Source organism: Tellurirhabdus rosea, from assembly GCF_026278345.1.
GTDB lineage: Bacteria > Bacteroidota > Bacteroidia > Cytophagales > Spirosomataceae > Tellurirhabdus > Tellurirhabdus rosea.
In genome coordinates, this window is the sequence record NZ_CP111085.1 from 757,985 (window position 1) to 775,856 (window position 17,872).

The following is a 17,872-nucleotide window of genomic DNA, read 5'->3' on the forward strand; positions in this document are numbered from 1 at the left end:
AATGTATAGATTGCCGGCGAATTTTGTGGATTGAGACTTTGTTCGCGCAGATTACCGCGGATTTTAAAACGCAGATTTTCGCAGAAAACATTACTGAAATCTGTGAAAATCTGCGCTCAAAATCTGCGAGCATCTGCGAGAACCCCTTTACAGCGTCAGAATCACAAATTCCACCCGCCGGTTGACTTTCCGCTCCTCATCGGTTCCCTTCGTTTTGATCGGTCTTGTGTCGCCGTAACCGACCGTCTGGATGCGGTCGCCGCTGATGCCCTGGTTTACGAGGTAGCGTCGGCAGGCATTCACCCGGTCGCGGGAGAGCTGCAGGTTTTTGTCGTGGTCGCCGATGATGTCGGTATGGCCTTCGAGTCGGATGGTCATGTTCGGATTATCCTGCATCATGGTCACCACGCGGTTCAGTTCGGCAAAAGAAGCCGTCAGCAGTTCCGCCTTCGACATGTCGAAGTACACATTTTCGAGCGTCACCTTATCACCCACCGCCAGCGGCGTAAGCAGAATATCGCGACTGATGCGTTCGCCCGAAGCGGCTCTGGACACGTCCAGCACGCCGTTGGCGGCCAGATACCCCCGGGCCGAAGCCGTGTAGGTGTACACCTGCCCGCGGCCCAGACTCAGCCGGTAATTGCCCGTAGAAGCAAAGCTTTGCACCGAATCGACCGAGGTGCGGCTCCCCGAAAGGCGGTAATCAATCGTGGCCGAGAGCGGCCGCTTCGTTTTGGCGTCCCGCACCACGCCCGTCACCAGCAGCGGCGCGTCCACCGGAGCTTCCACCGGGGCCGTTTCTACCCGGCGGGGTGCCGTCTCCCGGCTCTGCGGCCGCGGCGTATAGACGGGGTCCAGCGGGTTGTCGACTTCCAGGTCGTAGACGTTCCAGCAGGTGTACTGGTCGTTGTTGGTGCATTCGTACAGGTCGAATTGCTCCAGTCCTTTATCCAGCCGTTCAAAATAAACGACAAACGAAACTTCGTCGCCGGGGAAAGTACGCTGGCGATTCGGGTCGGTGGGAATGCCTTCTGCCCGCACAAACCGGAAGGTCCGGGCCCCGTTGGCCGCAATCAGGCGCGCCGACGGATGGAAAGCAATGGTCCCGGTCGAGTACGGTCGGCCCATCTGGTCGTAGCGGGGACGGCTGCGGTCCTGGTAGGTCATGTACAGCACAGTGTACCGGTCCGTCAGCCGGATGTCCGTCACGCTCACGCCGCTGGTCACCGGTCGGCCGAGGCTGCGCGGCGAACGCCCGGAATACGTCGGCCGGTCGGCCGGGTCTTCGTAGCGTCCGCGGGGGTACGGCTGGCGACTGTCCGGCACGCGGGAATCGGGATAGGAATCATCCGGCGGATACGGCCCCCCCGAAGGATACGAACCAAACATGCAGCCCGACGCCATAAACGCCAGCAGGACCAGATAGGTAAGTCGCTTCATTGCTCTAACGCTCTAATTTTCAGCGATTAGACCACCCAACCGAAAAAAAGCTTAATGGAGTTAAAAATTAAAAGTTAAGAGTTAAAAGTAGGCTCCGCTTGTCAGAACCCTGAATGAGCGGAGCCTTACTTTTAACTCTTAATTTTTAATTTTTAACTAACTAGGGTCTCAAAACCCGGTCGATGACATGCACAACGCCGTTGGTCGCCATGATGTCCGGACGGGTTACGTTGGCCGCCTGGTTGTTGTTGCCGCGTCCGGTAATGCTGACGGCATTGTTGGTTCCGACCGTCACGTTAAACGCACCCGACTGGGCCGTTGTCACGCTCTGGTTGTTGGTCAGCGTCGGCGCGAAAACCCGGCCCGGCACCACGTGGTAGGTCAGGATACGGGTCAGCGTATCGCGGTTGGCCGCCCCGATGGCCGTCGTGTCGCGGAAACCAGCGGCCCGGAAAGCGGCGTTGGTCGGCGCAAAAACCGTTACCGGCGTCGTCGTGCTCGACAGGCTGTTAAAGACCGTACCCCCGGCCCGGCGCGCTGCCGCTACCAGGAACGAAAGGCTCGTATCGGCCTGAGCCACCTGCAGCAGGTTACCCGTTGCCGGCATCAGAACGCGGTCGATGACGTACACCTGCCCGTTTTCGAAGCCCTCGATGCCCGTCTGCTGGACACGGGCGTTGTTGACAAATACCTGACCACCGGAGTTACGGGTGATGTAGAGGTTCTGTCCACCCAGCGAAGCCGGCGACGCACTGCCGGTCGTTTCGAAAGCCGAGGGCAATACGCGGCTGCCCACTACATGGTACCGCAGAATGCGCTGGAGATCAGAAACCGAAGCATTGTTGACGGCGGCCGCATCGGCAAAGCCCGCAGCGCGGAAAGCCGCATCATTCGGAAGGAAGATCGTAACGTTTGAACGGTTCAGCGAGTCGGTAAGCCCGGCACGGGTGACGGCCGCTCTCATCAGCGAATAATCCGTATTGCCGCTCAGGACATCGGAGAAATTCGAATAGGTCGGCGTCGGCGTTGCATCGTCGTCGTCATTATCACAACTTGTCAGCAAAGGAGCCCCCGCCACTAACAACATCATCGACAGGCCTTTTGCCCAACGAAGTGATTTCAGGTTTTTCATAACGTTACCACAGGATTGGTTAAACATGATTTGGATAGCTAATCGGCCCGGTTAAGAACCACTTTCCCAACGTGACGCTGAAAGGGATTGTTATCCTGCTGGCATATTTGTTTGGGGGCGAAAGTCTGGCGGGTCCGCTTCAAGCTGCCGGGAAGGGCTATTTGGCCGGTCTACGGATTAGGGAACGGTCCGGACGGCCGCGGCGGCTAAAAAAACAGGCGCAACTGCTTCCCTTCGGCCTCGTCGAGGGTCTCCAGATTGGACAGCGAAACGCCCAGCAACCGCACGCCTTTCGGCACGGGCAGGGTCTGGGACAGCAGTTCGGCGGTCAGGCGGCCCAGCAAATCCCGGTCCGCCACGGGCGACAGCAGCGTCCGGCTGCGGGTGATCTGCTGAAAGTCGGCGTACTTGATCTTGAGGGTCACCGTCCGCCCCCGAATCCGTTTCGATTCGCAGTACTGCCAGACATCGTCCAGCAACGGCTCCAGGCCGGTCAGCAGGTCGTCCCGCTCGAAGAGGTCCTGTTCGAACGTGTTTTCCGAGCCGACCGATTTGCGGATGCGTTCGGGGTTGACGGGCCGGTTGTCCACGGCGCGGGCAATGTGGAAATAATAGCTGCCCGCTTTCCCGAAATGCGTCCGCAGAAAATCTTCAGTTTGCGCCCGGAGGTCGAGCCCGGTCCGGATGCCCAGTTCGTTCAGGCGGCGGGCCGTCACCTTGCCGATACCGTGAAACTGCCCCACTTCGAGCGTTTCGACAAAACCGGGGCCGTCGGCCGGTTTGATGACGTACAGCCCATCGGGCTTGCGGAAATCGGAAGCGAGCTTCGCCAGAAACTTGTTGTAGGAAACGCCCGCCGAAGCCGTCAGCCCGGTCCGTTCGCGGATTTTGGCTTTGATTTCCTGCGCGAGCTGGGTAGCGGAAGGCATTCCCGGAAAATTTTCGGTAACGTCCAGATAGGCTTCATCCAGCGAAAGCGGTTCGATCAGGTCGGTGTATTCTTCAAAAATCGTCCGGATCTGGCCCGATACCGCTTTGTACACCTCGAAGCGGGGCCGAACAAAAATCAGGTCCGGGCACTGGCGCAGGGCCGTCACCGAAGGCATGGCCGACCGGACGCCGAACTTCCGGGCTTCGTAGCTCGCCGCCGCCACCACGCCCCTCGCCCGCGACCCGCCCACGGCCACGGGTTTGCCCCGCAGATCGGGGTTGTCCCGTTGCTCCACAGAGGCATAAAACGCGTCCATATCGATGTGAATGATCTTGCGAACGGGCTGCACCGGCACATTTTTTTTGAAACAAAAATAACGCTTCATCGCCAATAAACGACGATTCCTGCCGACGCATCAACATACAAAGAAAAACAAAGGCACTGATTTACAATCTACTGCGTTATTCTATATCACCAATCGGTCTAATGTTTTGATTAAAAAAGTAGGTTTATCCCTGCTGATGGCAACGGTCAGACCTGTTGTTCTAGGCGCAGTTAAGTTAATTCCGGCCGCCCACACCAGCCCCGCCATGCCGGCTAACTCGATATCAAGTTCCGCATTAAAGTCCGTTGATCATGGTTCTTCTTTCCTGACCCGTTCCACGCTGGCTCCCGTCGATTTTTGTGGTGAATGTATGCCGCTCGACGAAGCCGCCGTGACGAAACGATGGATGCAGACCCTCCGCACCAACAGCCGTCAACCGGCTGAACTCTACACGCTCCGGCAGAAAGCCGCGGCGTTTTTTCCCAAAATTGATCCCATTCTCCAGAAACACGGCATTCCGAGCGACTTTCGGTATGTCGCCATTGTCGAAAGTCGCCTGAACCAGCGGGCCGTTTCGCCCAGAGGAGCCGCCGGTTACTGGCAACTGATGCCCGCCACGGCCCGCGAACTGGGCCTGCGCGTGTCGGGCCGAACCGATGAGCGGTTCCACCTCGTCAAATCCACCGAAGCGGCCTGTCGGCTGCTGCAGAAACTGTATTCTCACCTCGGGTCCTGGTCCCTGGTGGCGGCGGCCTACAACGGCGGCCTCGGCTACGTCCGGTCACGCACCAAGGTTACGAATGCAGGCTATTACAAGACACGGTTCAATCCCGAAACCGGGGCTTACCTCTACCGGATTCTATTTTTCAAGGAAATGTTTGAGAATGCCGAATCATATTCGCCGATTCTGCCCCACCTGAACATGGAAGTGCTGACCAGCCCGCTGCCCGGTCTGCTGCCGCAGGAGCCGGGGGCCGACGAGGCGCTGGAAGAAGCCATCACTCTTTTTGCCACGCCGGTAGAAGACCAGGAGACGGATTTCCGGCTGGCGCGGCTGATGAGCAAAAAGAAAGCGGTGAAGGCGCGGCCTTCCAAGGTAAAAACTAAACAGGGGCGTACGCAATCGCCCCGGATGACGGCCGTTATGCGCCGCAGTGTGGGGCGCCTGAGCCGGGAGGACGAACTCCAGGCCGCCTGAATTTCCCAGTACCGTTACTCAACGTTCTTTCCAGGAATGCATCAGCAGCGGTCCGTTGCTGGTCGCCGTGAGGATGCGTGTCGGGTTGCGCAGCCGGTAGGACCGGCGGGCGTCGCCCGGCACGCGGAATCCGGTTCTGTCCGGTCCGAGCGCCACAAAGCCTCCGCGGCCGTCGCCTTTCAGCAGCACGCCTTTTGACGCATCCTGCCGACCCATGTTGGCTTCGTTCGGGAAGAAATTGCCCGTTGCCAGCGCGTCCGGTTTGCCGTCGTGGTCAAAATCGTCGATCAGAAACCCGAAAATGGGCGATTGCTGGGCCAGCCCGGGCAGCGGCCGAAGCGTAAAAACTCCTTTCCCCCGATTCTCGGCGTAACAGCTCCGCAGTTCGGTCACCTGCCTTTCGTACGCGCCCTGCCGCTCCTGTTCCGAAAACAGCCCGCTGAAGTCGGCTTCGGCATAATCGGCGTAGTGCAAATACTTTCTCCGAAACTGAATCACCTGCTGGATAAGCGATTCGCGGGGTAGAGCCGGGTAACGGGTGCCGCCGATAAAATAGCCCATGATCGGGTCGAACTGCCCGTCTTCATTAAAGTCTTTTCCGTAAATCAGCATCGGTTCCTTTTCGGAAGCCCGGTAAAAAGTATTCAGACCTTCATTCCCTAGCAGCAAATCGGCGTCCCCGTCTCCGTCGAAATCCCCCGCCGCCACGCAGTTCCACCAGCCGGAAGCGCGAGCGAGCGACGGATTGGCCGATTGCTGAAACTGGCCGTTCTGATTGGTCAGGATGGTAGGCGGCATCCACTCACCGACGAGTACCAGGTCTTCGTCGTGGTCATTGTCGAGGTCGACGGGCAGGGCGTCGCATACCAGACCGAGGTTCATCAGAGCGGGAGCCACCTGTTCGGTGACATCGGTGAAGCGGCCCCCGTCATTGCGGAGCAGGTAACTCCGGGCGGGCAGCGGATATTGTCCGGGTACCTGCCGACCGGCGATCAGCACGTCGGCATCCCCGTCGCGGTCGTAATCCAGCGCCCGCACCGACTGGCTGCTGACGGTTAGATTGGGCAAAAAGGCCGCGGGGGAAAAATTACCGCGTCCGTCGTTTCGGTACAGCACCGGACCGAACGCTTCGGCCACGTGCAGCGGCCGTTCGTTGCCGCCGCCGACCACCAGCAGGTCGTTGTCGCGGTCGTTATCGGCGTCGAAAAGCAGGATGGCGCCCGCTTCCATCGCCGTGTTGGGCATCCAGTCTTTTTGCCGAAACTGCCCGTTTGCCCCGCCGAAAAAAAGGTAGCCCGCACTCCCCCGGTACGAGGGACCGACGGCCAGATCGTCGAACCCATCGCCGTTGAGGTCTCCCACGGCTATCGCCGCACCCGGCCTCGACAGCATTTTATGTAAAGCCGGGGTCGTTTTGAAATCGACAAAATCGGATTCCTGATGGACATAGCCGGGAACGGCCGGTTGCGGCGTAAAGAGCTTTGGGGTTGACTGCAAGCGCGGCGGCGCGACGGGCTTTGCGTCGGAAATCCGGAAGGTCAGCCGCTGGTTTACCGGAATCCGGTAGCGGGTTTCGGTCAGGCCGCCGGGCCAGACCATCCGCACGGAATCGATTGCCGTCGCGTTGCCCAGACCCACCACCAGCGCCTGCTGCACCGAGGAGAGGTAGCCCCGCACGGGAAACTGTTCCAGCACCTGCATCCGTCCGCCGGACCAGACCGTCAGGGTAGCGCCGATGCCCGCGGGATTGGAAGCCGGACCGGCGAACGAAACCGTCAGATACGCATTTTTGGTCTGCGCCCGGCTGTTGTTCCGGAACAGCGATGCTTCCTCATCAATATTGTTGACAATCAAATCCTGATCGCCGTCGCCATCCAGATCGGCGTAAGCGGCCCCGTTGGCGTACGAAAGCTCGTTCAGGCCCCATTGTTCGGAAACATCTTCGAAAGCCGGGGCGTCGGCCGGGTTCCGGCTGGCATTCCGAAAGGCGTAATTTTTCAGTTTTATTTCCGGGACTTTGTCGAGCATCCGCTGGCGGCGCTGCTCGCGGGCGGCATCGGTGCCGAACAGGCCAAATTCTTCGTTGAAGCTGATAAAATCGCGGTCCGTGACGTTTTTCCGGTAGCCGTTCGTCACGAAAATGTCTTTCTGGCCGTCGCCATCCAGGTCCGTCAGCAGCGTTGCCCAGCTCCAGTCGGTCTGGGCGATTCCGGCCAGCAGACCGAGTTCGCTGAACGTTGGGACCGGACCTTCGTTGCCGCCGTTGAGCTGGAACGTATTCCGCATGTACTGAAGCTGGTAGCCATATTGCGGCGTCTGACTCAGTTCTTTTTTGTCATAATCGGGCGCGCCCAGCATCTGCTTTTGCCGGGCGTTGTCCTGCGGCAGCATGTCCAGCTGCATCAGGTCAATGCGGCCGTCGTTGTTAAGGTCGGCGGCGTCCACGCCCATGCCGTAGAGGCTGGTGTGGGCCAGCGCCTCCCGCGTGGCGTTGCGGAAGGTAACTTTTCCGGAGGCGTCCCGGCCGTTGCTCAGGTAAAATACATCGCTGCTGATGAAGTCGTTGGAGCAATAGATATCCGGGTAGCCGTCCCCGTTGATGTCGGAGATAGCCAGTCCCAGGCCCAGCCCTTCGTACCGGATACCCGCCTCGCTGGAAACGTCGAGAAAAAGGGGGGCCGAAGCGGTTTCGGGCTTCTTCGCTCCTTCTCGCCGCTTTTCCTGCGTCATATTCCGGAAAAGTCGGTCGGTGGAGGGGTAAGTACCGTCGTTGATGGCCGGGCGGAGGTAATTGGGATTCTGAAGATCGGGAGCTGAATTGAGCAGAAAGGCGTCGAGGTCGCCGTCAAGGTCGTAGTCGAAGAAAGCAGTCTGGGTCGTGAATCCCGCATAATCCAGTCCGTAGGCGGCGGCCTCCTCCCGGAACGTCGGCGTTTTTGTTTTCTGGTTGATAAAAAGCAGGTTTTGGCTCTTTTTCAGGGCCTGATGCGCCGCTACGCTCACGTAAATGTCATCCCAGCCGTCGCCGTTGACATCCGCCACCGAGACGCCCGAGCACCAGCGGTCCGTCTGCACCCCGGCCGCTTCCGTCACGTCGGTAAAGCGGAAGTCGGACGTTCCGGCGGGCGTTTCGTTGAGGTACAGCCGGCAGCTTTCCTGATTGCCCGTAAAAAACAGGTCCGGTCGGCCGTCGCGGTTGAAATCGCCCACTCCAACCCCGCCGCCGTTGTAGAAATTCGTAAACGTAAAGGCGTTCAGCGAGTCGGTGGGGGTCAGGTTGTTGGCAAATTGAATACCGGAATCGTCCGCGGAAACTTTGGTAAAAAGCGGCTCCGGGCGGTTTTTGCACCCGGCCAAAAAGAGGAGGAAAAGATAAATAAACCGCAAGGGAAGCAAAAGATTACGCGAAGGGCGCAAAGAGAACCCCGCGTTTCCTGCGGCATTCCTCTGCGCCCTCGGCGGTTAAACAACTTAATAACCCGGGTTCTGGTCTTTGATATCAATCATAGGATTGTTATCGATTTCAACCTGCGGAATCGGAAGCAGTTCGTGTTTGTTGGCCTGGAAATACGTCAGCGGCTCCGTCTTCAGCTTCTTGTTCTTCCGCCAGCGGATGATGTCGAAGTTGCGAACCTGCTCGGCGGCCAGCTCGACCATCCGTTCGTGCACGATGGCGTCGAAGACCTCATCCTTGTTGCGGCACGGATAGTTGCGGGTCGGGTAAGCCGGCATGGCTACCGATGCCCGGGCGCGCACCTGGTTCATCAGCGTGAGGGCGGCGGCGGAGTTTCCGAGTTCGTTTTCGCATTCGGCGAGCATCAGCAGCACGTCGGCGTAACGCATGATCCGCATGTTGATCCCGCTTTGCTGGTTGCTGGCGTTGGATTTGTACATGATGGAATATTTACGCCAGCTCACTTTCAGCGTTCTGCCGGCCACGACCGAAGAATTGCCCTGCACCATGGTCGAGGTGAGCATCGTGTTGCCGTTGTTGAACCGGTCGCCCTCCGTCCAGTAAGACAAGGCGTAGCGCGGGTCGTCTTTGGCATCGCCTTTGGCGACCGTCTCGTACTCGTTCAGAATCCGGTTGGACGGAATGACGTTTCGCCACGCGATGGCCGAATACTCCTGCGACCGCACCGTTTCCTCCTGAACGGCGTTCCCGTCGCCGTCGCCACCCCAGTTAAAAGCCCCGCCCGACGGCATGTAAACCACCTCCAGAATGGATTCCGCGTTGAATTCGCCTTCTTCATTGGTGAGGTCGGCGTAGTTGTCTACCAGCCGGTACACGCCCGAGTCGACGATTTTTCGCAGTTCGGTGCGGGCATTGGCGTAGTCGCCCAGTTGCAGGTACGTACGGGCCAGCAGCATCTGGGCAGCGGCTTTGGAAGCCCGGCCCTGGTTGGCGGCATCGTAGGTCGTAGGCAGGCCCGGCTCGGCGGCTTTCAGGTCGGCGATGACAAAATCGTAAACTTCGCGCTGGGGTGAGCGCGCCTTGGCTCCGTCCACCGATTTGGCAAACTCCTTATACAAGGGCACACCGCCGAAGAACGTAGCCAGTTCGTAATAAGCCCAGGCGCGCAGAAAACGGGCCTCGCCCAGCAGCCGGTCGCGCAGGGCGGGCGTAATGCTCTGGACCGTAGGGCCCTTCTCCAGCACCACGTTGGCTCGGTGAATGGTTCGATACCAGCCGCGCCAGATGCTCGAGGCCAGCGCGTTTCCGGTATCGTGTACACCGATCAGCAGCTGGTTGCGGGGCGTTTCGAGCTGACCGCCGCCCGAGGCCATCTCGTCGCCGCGCAGGTCGTGGGTAAAGAACCACTCCCGCGAAACGAGGCTATTGGATTGCACCAGAGCGTATATGGAATTGACGCCCGCCGTCAGTTCAGCGGCGTTATTAAAATAGGTATCAAAGGTTACCCCGTTGGGGTTGATCTGATTCAGGCCGTCTTCGTTGCAACTGATTGCCAGTCCAAGCAACAGGGCTCCGCAGAGGATCGACTTTTTCATATGCTTAGCAGGTATAATTGAGTGGATGAGCGATTGAGGAATTGAGTGATTTACCAGGCACATTTGGCGTTGCGGCACCGCCGCTCCATCACCCGTTCACTCAATCGCTCAATGAATTAAAATCCCAGGTTAATTCCCATCATGATTGTCCGCGCCTGCGGGTACTGCGCGAAGTCGATGCCGTTGGTCAGCAGACCGTAGTTCCGCGAGGCCACTTCCGGATCGTAGCCCGTGTAGCGGGTGAAGGTCAGCAGGTTCTGGCTCGACACGTAGATACGCAGGCGGCTCACCGTGTTGCGGGTCGCCTTGCTGAGGACCGTCGCCGGAATCGTGTAGCCTACGCTCAGGTTCTTCACGCGGAGATACGAGCCATCCTCCAGGAACCGGTCGGAAGTACGCGAGTTCTGGTTCGGGTCGCCGCTGATAGAGCGCGGTACGTCGGTGTTCGTGTTAGTCGGTGTCCAGGCGTTCAGCACGTCCGTCGTGGCATTGAACAGGCGCAGCTGTCCCTGCCCAATGACCTTTGTGCCGTTGTAAATCTTGTTGCCCGATACGCCCTGCAGGAACAGCGTAAAGTCGAAGTTACCGTAGTTTCCGGTCCAGTTGAGGCCGTAGCTGAATTTGGGAATAAAGCTGCCGAGGAACGTCCGGTCGAAGGCATCGACTTTCCCGTCCGGTTTGCCATCCGGGCCGCTGATATCCTTAAACCGGATGTCGCCCGCGGCGGTCTGGGCGTTCTGGTAGAAAGAAGCCGCGTTGCCGTCGATGGCGTTGAACCGGTCCACTTCTTCTTTGCTCTGGAAGATTCCGTCCACCACCCAGCCGTAGAACGACTGAATGGGCCGTCCGGCCTCCGTGCGGGTGATATCGAAGCCACCGAAGTCGCTGTTGTTGCCCGCGTTGATGTTGGCGTTCGGCGTAGCCAGGCTCAGCACCTGGTTGCGTGTCATGTCGAACGTACCGAGCAGGCTCCAGTTGAACTTCTTGCCACTGCGGTTGTAACCCGCCGTCAGTTCAAAGCCCCGGTTGCGCATGCTGCCCACGTTGGCCAGCGGGCTTACTGAAAAGCCCATCGATTCGGGCAGGGGCACGCGTAGCAGCAGGCCGTCCGTCTCCCGGTTATATACCTCGGCGCTCAGCGTAATCTTGTTGCTCAGCAGCGAAGCATCCAGACCGATGTTGGACATGGTCGTCACCTCCCAGCTCAGGTCGCTGTTTCCCAACTGGTTGAAGTACGAACCAAGCTGCGTGGTGTTTCCAAACGGATAAATGGTGTTGTTGGCCTGCACCAGCGGCTGCCAGTCGTAGTCGCCGATGGCATTGTAGCCCGTCTGTCCGTAGCTGCCGCGCAGTTTCAGCTCCGTAATAACCGGTACGCTCTTCAGGAAGCGCTCTTCGCTGATGCGCCAGCCCGCCGATACGGCCGGGAAGGTTCCCCATTTGCGATCCGGCGCAAAGCGGGACGAACCGTCGCGGCGGATGGAGGCGCTCAGCAGGTAGCGGCTGGCGAACTCGTAGTTGACGCGGCCCACGTACGAAATAAGCACGTTTTCGGAACGGCCGCTGTTGGTCGCCGGGTTCGAAATCCCCTGGAGCACCTGGATGTTGTTGTCGGGGCGCTGGCCGTTGGAGTTAACGTTGGTAGAGATACTCCGCTGCTGCTCGGCTACGGCCACGGCATTGACGTAGTGCTTGCCGAAGGTCTTGTCGAAGCTCAGCTGGTTGGTCATCACCGTCGAGAAATAGTCGCTCCGGTTGTCGGTGACGGTGGCGAGGGGGCGGCTGCGGTTACCATCGTTATATATTGGCAGGAAACCGTTAAAGCGGCCGCTGGCATAGTCAGCCCCGTACTGGAAGCGGTAGCGCAGGAAGTCGGTGAAGCGCACTTCGGCAAACACCGAACCCAGCAGCTTAAAACCGCGATCGACCTGAAACTGCTGCTCCTGTTCGGCTACGCGCAGCGGGTTTTCGGGGTCGGTGGCGTCCAGACCCTGGGCCGTGGTGCTGAATCCGCCGAGCTTCGTCGGGTCGCGGTCGGGCCAATACGGAATCATCCGCATGATGTTCATCACGAGGCTACGGCCGCCGCCGTCGCGCTCCAGACGCCGCCGGTCCGTGGACGCCAGGAACGTCTGCCCGATGGTCAGGAACTTGTTGAACTTATGGTCGGAGTTAACCCGGAAGCTGTACCGTTTGTAATCGGTAAAGGGCAGAATTCCGTCCTGCTGGAAATAGCCGAACGAGGTGTAGAAACGCGACACCGCATTGCCGCCCGACAGCGAAACCTGGTGGTCCTGGATCGGGGCCGCCCGGAACATCACGTCCTGCCAGTCGGTATCGGTCTGGGCGAAGGTCTGCGTGGCTCCGTCATAAATCGGCGTATTCAGGGCTGTAAAGCGACCCGGCACCGGCTGGCCGGAGGCCGTCAGCAGGGCCGTTCCGTAGCGGATGTACTCGTCGCGGTTCAGCAGGTCGAGCTTGCGCCAGGCCGACTGAGAGCCGTAGTAGGAATCAAAATTAAGGCTCAGCTTCCCGTTGGTGCTGCCTTTTTTGGTCGTAATCAGGATAACGCCGTTGGCCGCCCGGGAGCCGTAGATGGCCGCCGCGCTGGCGTCCTTGAGCACTTCCAGCGATTCGATGTCCTTGGGGTCGATGTTGTTGAGGCCACCCGCCGGAATGCCGTCGATGACGTACAGCGGATTGGGGTTCAGGCTGATGGAGCCCACGCCGCGAATCCGGATCACCGGCTCGCTGCCCGGGCTGCTGTTGTTGGTCACCGATACCCCCGGCACCCGGCCCTGGAGGGCCTGCGTGGCACTGATGACCGGCAGGGCCTTCAGCTCTTTCGGCGTCACCGATGAAACCGCCCCGGTGAGGGAGGACTTCTTTTGGGTACCGTAACCGACGACGATGACTTCGCTCAGTGCCTGCTGATCGGCCGTCAGCTGAATGTCGATCACCGAACGATTGTTGACCGGAACTTCCTGCCGAACGAAGCCGATATAACTGAACACCAGCGTTACATTCCGGCCGGCTGCCAGCTGGTATTTCCCGTTTTTGTCGGTCGTTGTGCCCCGGGTAGTTCCCTTCTCCACGACGTTGACACCGGGCAGCGCCTCGCCGGTTTCGTTAGTAACCGTACCAGAAATCTGTTGCTGGGCCAGCGCCGCCCCGGTCAGGGTCATCAGCCAGATAATCAACGGTATGCGGATTGGCTTCATCAGCCCTCCGACAAGCCGCCGGGCAAAAGTAAAATGTTTCATAAAATTAGGGGTTAGAAATGATAAGGGTAATCTGACGAAAGCAGTTGTCAGAGGAGAATTTTCGCTCCAACCACTCCATTCGGTGAGGAAATATACTCACAAAATACAGGATTATTCAAAGTCTTGTCGCATACATTTTTCTCCATTAAAGACTTAATTGTAATATTCCATGATAAAATCAATAAAAAAGCCCACTGCGTTGTAGCGGTGGGCTCTCAAAATTTACTATTCGGTGATTACTTTCCTTTCGCCGAAACGGTGGTGGCGGGCACCAGTACGGTATCAACCGAGTGAACGATGCCGTTGGTGGCCTCGATGTCCGGCCAGTTGACCGTGGCCGTGTTGCCGGCGGCGTCCGTAATGGTCACGGCCTCACCCTGTTTGCTGACGGTCAGCGTCTGGCCGGTGACGGTCTTCAGCTTCTGGCCGTCTTCCAGCTGGTCCGAGGTCAGGCGGCCTTTCACCACGTGTCCGGCTAGCAGCCGCATCAGCCGCTGCTTGGCGGCCGGTTTCATCAGTTCGTCGAGCGTCCCGGCGGGCAGCTGCTGGAAAGCCGCATCGGTCGGGGCAAATACCGTAAACGGTCCCTTGCCCGAAGCCTGGTCGGTCAGGCCCGCTACCCGGAGAGCCCGGAACAGGATGGTGTGTTCGCGCGAGCGGGCGGCGCTCAGCGAAAGGTCCCGGCTGGTGGAGCCGCCGCGGCGTTCGCGGCCGTAGAAGGTGCCGCCCGTCGGGTCGATGGTTCCGGTAGTACTGCCCGCCGCGTTGGTCTGGGTCGAAACGGACGTTCCCGTGCCCGACACCGCGCCCGGCTGCTGAACGCCGGATTCGGTCGTGGTCGACTTCTGGGTCGTGTCGGTCATGCCCCCCGAAACATTGGTATTCGGCTGCCCGGTTGTGGGGGTCTGCGTAGAGGTGCCGGGCTGGGTGCCGGTGCCCGTTGTCTGGGCCAGAGAAGGAAGAGAAAACAGCAGCGTCGCTGCCAGCGCCAGTCCGCACAATGCCTGCTTTTTCATAAGCACGTCGAGGTTAAATAAGGAATGAAACCCGTCCGGGACATTCCCGGACTCGTGGGTAACGCCTTGTTGACTCTGATTATTTCGTCCGCAGCGCCGGAACCTATCCATAAACTTATCGTAGAGTCTGAGCCGAATTTGTAACCCTGCCGAAATCCCCCCACCTTTGCCGAAACTTTTTTCTACCAGTTATGCAAATCACAAAACACAAAGTGGCAGCTATCCACTATACCCTGCGTGATGATTCGGGCCGGGTGTTGGATTCAAGCGCAGGTCGCGAGCCGCTGTACTATCTGCACGGCGAAGGCAACCTGATCCCGGGCATGGAGGAAGGGCTGGAAGGCCGCTCAACCGGCGACCACTTCCAACTGACGGTTTCTCCGGATAAAGGATATGGTGAACGTGACCCCGAAATGATTCAGGAAGTGCCGATGAGCGCGTTTGGTGGCCAGAAGGTCGAGCCGGGCATGCAGTTTCACGCCAACCATGGCCAGGTGGTGACCGTTACCGGCGTCAGCGGCGATACCGTTACCATCGATGCCAACCACCCGCTGGCCGGTCAGCAGCTCAACTTCGATGTCGAAGTCGTTGAAGTCCGGGAAGCCACCGCCGAAGAAGTAGCCCACGGGCACGTCCACGGCCCGGGCGGAGCGGAACACTAATTCAGTTAAGAGTTAAAAATTAAAAGTTAAAAGTAGAGCTCCGCTAGGCCAGAAATCTGAATCAGCGGAGCTCTACTTTTAACTTTTAATTTTTAACTCTTAACTCTTTTTCCCTAATTCATACCGTTTGATGATCTTCAGCAGCACCCCGTTCGTCCAGCCGAAGCCGTCCTGGTTGGGGTACTCGCCGCCGCCGGTTTCGAGGGTGGTGTCCACCACGTTGTATTTCTCCGTTAGTTTTCCCGTCGATTTATAGACCCGGATGTTCAGGTCGGCCCAGCGCCGGGCCAGTTCGCGGGCCTGTCCGGACTTGCCGTAGCGTTCCAGTCCGTCGATGGTCATCCATTGCAGCGGGGCCCAGCCGTTGGGCGCATCCCATTGCTGGCCGGTAACCTTCAGGGTCGTGACCACGCCGCCCGGCTTCAGAAAATCCCGTTGCAGCACGGCGGCCGCCGCATCGATATGCGTTTTGGGGGCCACCCCGAAGAAGAAGGGCGTGAATCCGGCCAGGGTCTTCTCCGCCGACTGCCGTTTGCCGACCAGATCGTAATCAAAGTACCAGCCTTCCTGCGCGTTCCAGCAGTATTTTTCAATCGCCGCTTTCCGTTTTTCGGCCGCCTGCCGGAACTGCGCCGCCCGGCCCTGATTCTGCGACAGGGCGTACGAACGCGCCAGCGCAAGTTCCAGCTGATAAAGCAGGCCATTGAGGTCTACCGGCACCAGGTCAGTCGTGCGGATGGTCGCCATCGTTTTGCCGTCGGCAAACCAGCGGCTGCTGAAATCCCAGCCGCTTTCGGCTCCGCTGCGGAGGTGCCGGTACAGCGTCCTGCGGTCCCGCTTCGATTCCCGGGCGAGCGTCGAATCCTCGTAGAACGACTCCTGCCGGGCAATGTCGTCCCGGTCGTAGTAGCGGTTGAGCACACTGCCGTCGGGCATCCGGACGACGTGCTGCGTGGGCGCCGTTTTGTCCATCCAGTAATCGTATTCGCGCTGCAGTTCTTTCCCGTACCGGACAAACACCTTCTCCCCGTCTTTTTGGGCCAGCAACCCGACCATCAGGGCAAAAAACGGCGGCTGCGAGCGCGACAGGTAATACGTCCGGTTGCCGTTTGGGATGTGCCCGTAGGTGCGGATGAGAAAGGCAAAATTGTCGATCATGTGGCGAATCACGTCCCATTCGCCGCTTTCTTCCAGGCCCAGCATCGTGAAATAGCTGTCCCAGTAATAAATCTCGCGGAAACGGCCGCCCGGCACCAGGTACGGATGCGGCAGCGGCAGCCGCGAACTTCCGGTCATCGGCTGGTCGCGGTTCCGTTTGAGAACGGTCCAGAGCTTTTCGATATGGGTCACCACGTCCTGGTCTTCCTGCGCCCGGTAAGCTTCCTGCGGGGCCGCCGGGATGGTGAAGTTCTCCTCCACAAAGAGTTTCAGCGAAAAGCGCAGGTTCGGATTATTTCTGGCGGCGAGATAATCCTTCACGATGGCCGCGGGGCTTCGCCGGGGTACGCAGTCCACGAAGGTTTTGTTATCGGGAAAAATCCGGTTCATCTGCACGTCCCGGAACAGCTCACCGTAGAGTTTGTCGGGCGGCGTCGCCGGGACCGCTGAGACGGGTGACTGCGCGGCGGCGGGTCTGTCGGCGGAACTGCCGGGCTCGACTTTGGACCGGGGCGCTTTGGTCTGGGCTTCTCCGTCGGCGAAAGGAATAAGCATCGCCAGCACGGAAAGTACTTTCTTGAAAATCATGCCGCAAGATAAGGTAAGTCATGAAACCGGACGCGCGAATGGCCGTAGCTTTGCCAAAAACTAACCAACGTTTAATCTTCGCTTCCGGGCAGCTACGCCCTGTTTCAAACCGGGCGGGGTAGCGTTTCGTCTTTTCCAAATGAAAATTACTGTATTCTCCACCAAGCCGTACGACATCCGTTTTTTTGAAGAAGTCAACCAGCAGTTCGGCCACGACCTTCGCTTTCTGAAAGTCCACCTCGACGAAACCACCGCCGGACTGGTGACGGATTCGGAGGTCGTCTGTTTATTCGTCAACGACAACGCCAACGCGGCCGTCATCGGTCAGCTGGCCGGGCGGGGCGTCAAACTACTGGCCCTGCGCTGCGCGGGCTTCAACAACGTTGATCTGGCGGCCTGCCGCGAACACGGCATCCGGGTGGTACGGGTTCCGGCCTACTCGCCCTATTCGGTGGCCGAGCACACCATCGCCCTTATTCTGACGCTGAACCGCAAAACGCACCGGGCTTACAACCGCGTCAAGGAAGGTAATTTTTCGCTCGACGGGCTAATGGGCTTCGACCTGCACGGCAAAACCGTCGGGCTGCTCGGGCTCGGAAAAATCGGGAAAGTGACGGGGCAGATTCTGAAAGGCTTCGGCTGCCGGGTGCTGGCCTACGACCCGTTCCACGACGAAGAGGCGGTCCGGCTCGGTCTGGAGTACGTGAGCCGCGACGAACTGCTGGCCCAGTCGGACATTATTTCCCTGCACTGCCCGCTGACGCCCGAGACGTACCATGTCATCAACGAGACCACGATGCGGCAGATGAAACCGGGCGTGATGATCATCAACACGGGCCGGGGGGCGCTTATCGATACGCCCGCCCTGATCGAGGCGCTGAAGGCCGAGCACATCGGCTACGTCGGGCTGGACGTGTACGAAGAGGAAGCCGATCTGTTTTTCGAGGACCTCTCGGCCCAGATCATCAAAGACGATGCGTTTATGCGCCTGCTGACTTTCCCGAACGTGCTCATTACGGGTCATCAGGCGTTTTTTACCCGCAACGCCCTCCAGGCCATCGCCCAGACGACGTTTGAGAACATACGGGACTTTGCCGATGGGGCCGACTTGAAGAATGAAGTAAAGGCGGGGTTGTAAGGCGGGCACGA

At 59.1% G+C, this 17,872-nt stretch carries 11 protein-coding genes; 3 read left to right on the forward strand and 8 right to left on the reverse strand.

The features are described 5' to 3' along the window. Positions 1 to 147 precede the first annotated feature (147 nt). The 3 genes from ORG26_RS03015 to dinB form a co-directional block, all read right to left on the reverse strand. The gene (locus tag ORG26_RS03015; RefSeq protein WP_266367043.1) at positions 148 to 1,440 is read right to left on the reverse strand and encodes an OmpA family protein; all 1,293 of its coding nucleotides are present in this window, start codon (positions 1,438 to 1,440) and stop codon (positions 148 to 150) included. 160 nt (positions 1,441 to 1,600) lie between these two features. Further along, entirely contained in the window at positions 1,601 to 2,572 is a 972-nt protein-coding gene (locus tag ORG26_RS03020) for a fasciclin domain-containing protein (protein WP_266367044.1), read from the reverse strand. A 206-nt stretch (positions 2,573 to 2,778) separates the two neighbouring features. Then, positions 2,779 to 3,888, reverse strand: coding sequence for a DNA polymerase IV (dinB, locus tag ORG26_RS03025; RefSeq protein WP_266367045.1), 1,110 nt, complete (start codon positions 3,886 to 3,888; stop codon positions 2,779 to 2,781). 310 nt (positions 3,889 to 4,198) lie between these two features. On the opposite strand from dinB, the gene ORG26_RS03030 reads away from it, so the two are divergent. Beyond that, on the forward strand, positions 4,199 to 5,026 hold the full coding sequence (locus ORG26_RS03030; RefSeq protein ID WP_266367046.1) for a lytic transglycosylase domain-containing protein: 828 nt from the start codon (positions 4,199 to 4,201) through the stop codon (positions 5,024 to 5,026). Positions 5,027 to 5,044: 18 nt separating this feature from the next. Here ORG26_RS03030 and ORG26_RS03035 read toward each other — a convergent pair whose 3' ends face one another. From ORG26_RS03035 to ORG26_RS03050, 4 genes are all read right to left on the reverse strand, one after another. Then, positions 5,045 to 8,383 (reverse strand): VCBS repeat-containing protein, encoded by a 3,339-nt coding sequence (locus ORG26_RS03035; RefSeq protein ID WP_266367047.1) that lies wholly within the window; start codon positions 8,381 to 8,383, stop codon positions 5,045 to 5,047. A 114-nt stretch (positions 8,384 to 8,497) separates the two neighbouring features. Continuing rightward, entirely contained in the window at positions 8,498 to 10,036 is a 1,539-nt protein-coding gene (locus ORG26_RS03040) for a RagB/SusD family nutrient uptake outer membrane protein (protein ID WP_266367048.1), read from the reverse strand. Between the two features lie 116 nt (positions 10,037 to 10,152). Continuing rightward, positions 10,153 to 13,299, reverse strand: a complete 3,147-nt coding sequence (locus ORG26_RS03045) for a SusC/RagA family TonB-linked outer membrane protein (RefSeq protein WP_266367049.1) — start codon at positions 13,297 to 13,299, stop codon at positions 10,153 to 10,155. Positions 13,300 to 13,535: 236 nt separating this feature from the next. Next, positions 13,536 to 14,315: a fasciclin domain-containing protein gene (locus ORG26_RS03050; protein WP_266367050.1), complete on the reverse strand. Its 780-nt coding sequence runs from the start codon at positions 14,313 to 14,315 to the stop codon at positions 13,536 to 13,538. Positions 14,316 to 14,506: 191 nt separating this feature from the next. On the opposite strand from ORG26_RS03050, the gene ORG26_RS03055 reads away from it, so the two are divergent. After that, on the forward strand, positions 14,507 to 14,977 hold the full coding sequence (locus tag ORG26_RS03055) for an FKBP-type peptidyl-prolyl cis-trans isomerase (protein ID WP_266367051.1): 471 nt from the start codon (positions 14,507 to 14,509) through the stop codon (positions 14,975 to 14,977). A gap of 99 nt (positions 14,978 to 15,076) precedes the next feature. On the opposite strand, the gene treA is transcribed toward ORG26_RS03055, so the two are convergent. Next, entirely contained in the window at positions 15,077 to 16,723 is a 1,647-nt protein-coding gene (treA, locus tag ORG26_RS03060) for an alpha,alpha-trehalase TreA (RefSeq protein WP_266367052.1), read from the reverse strand. Positions 16,724 to 16,862: 139 nt separating this feature from the next. Here treA and ORG26_RS03065 point away from each other — a divergent pair, with 139 nt between their 5' ends. Then, a complete protein-coding gene (locus ORG26_RS03065; protein ID WP_266367053.1) occupies positions 16,863 to 17,861 on the forward strand; it encodes a 2-hydroxyacid dehydrogenase in 999 nt (332 codons plus the stop codon). The last annotated feature ends 11 nt before the right edge of the window (positions 17,862 to 17,872 follow it).